The organism is Pseudarthrobacter raffinosi, assembly GCF_023913735.1.
In the GTDB taxonomy this organism is placed as follows: Bacteria; Actinomycetota; Actinomycetes; order Actinomycetales; family Micrococcaceae; genus Arthrobacter; species Arthrobacter raffinosi.
Window position 1 is genome coordinate 1 of record NZ_JAMXBH010000063.1, and the last position, 1193, is coordinate 1193.

The 1193-nt window shown below is 65.4% G+C and carries 1 protein-coding gene and 1 pseudogene; both read left to right on the plus strand.

Annotated elements, in window-relative coordinates; translation table 11 throughout:
* Positions 1-336, plus strand: a pseudogene (locus NG698_RS21585) (IS21 family transposase); the annotation flags it as partial.
* Positions 333-1082: an ATP-binding protein gene (locus NG698_RS21590; protein WP_252612347.1), complete on the plus strand. Its 750-nt coding sequence runs from the start codon at positions 333-335 to the stop codon at positions 1080-1082. The pseudogene NG698_RS21585 and the gene NG698_RS21590, both read left to right, overlap by 4 nt.
* Positions 1083-1193 lie beyond the last annotated feature (111 nt).

The window sequence follows — 1193 nt, forward strand, 5'->3', positions numbered from 1 at the left end:
CAGGCCTGGGACCGGGGCCGGATCGAGGAGTGGGCGGCGCGGGTCGGACCTGCGACGGCGGCAGTGACAGCCAAGATCTTCGAGACCGTGTTCATCGATGAGGCCGGCTTCGACGCGGCGCTGGCGGTGCTGAAACTGTCGCGCCGATTCTCCCCGGCACGCCTCGAAGCGGCCTGCGTGCTGGCGCTGCGGGGCCCGATCCGCTCACCCCGCTATGCGCACCTGCGGCCGATCCTCGACACCGGACAGGACAAAACCGGACACACCCCCGAGCCCGAGCCGGATGATGGCGGTTATGTTCGCGGCGGCGCCTACTACGCCGGAGGCACCCGATGAGCGTCCTGGATGGGGAGACCAAACGCAAGCTCCGCGAGATGAACGCCGGCGAGCTGGTGGAGGCCATCGACCTCCAAGACGACACCCTCAGCATCAGCTTGTCGTTCGAGGAACGGGTCCGCCTGGCCGTCGACGACGCCTACTCCACCTTCATGCACTCGAAAGTGGACGGGCTGATCCGACGGGCGGGGCTTCGTTACCCCAACGCGGACCTGCGGCGCATCGACCTGCTCGACGAGCGCGGCCTCAACCGGCAGCTCCTGACCCAACTCGGGACCTGCTTGTTCGTCACTCGGCAGCAGAACGTCGTCTTCCAGGGGTTCACCGGGTCGGGGAAGTCGTATCTGGGCTGCGCGATCGCGAAACGCGCCTGCGAACATCGGATCCGCGCCCATTATGTTCGGATGCCCGACCTCGAAGAGGCCTGGGTCGCAGCTCAAGACACCCCCGGCGGCGCCGGCAAGTTCCTCCGGAAATACGCTGCCTTCACCCTGCTCGTCATCGACGAGTGGTTACTTGATCGGCCGACGGAATCGATGCGGACGATGTTGCTGGAGTTGATGGAGCGCCGTTACGGCGAGACGTCGACGGTGTTCTGCACCCAGTATCAACAGAAGGACTGGCATCAGCGCCTCGGCGCCGGCGTCCACGCCGACGCCATCATGGACCGCATCATCCACAACACCACCTGGGTCGACACCGGCACCTACAACATGAGGGAGCAGACCGCCCTGGCCAGCGCCTAACGACGAGGTCGAGGGCCAGTGGCTCCCAAGCACACCACCACTGGCTCTCTTCCGCACGATCGGTGGCTCTGAAGCGCAAGATTGGGTGGCTCTCAAGGCATCAAATACTCA

What these genes read in the sequence shown, in the direction of transcription:
- NG698_RS21590 (WP_252612347.1), top strand. Translation starts at nt 333, where the DNA reads ATGAGCGTCCTGGATGGGGAGACCAAACGCAAGCTCCGCGAGATGAAC.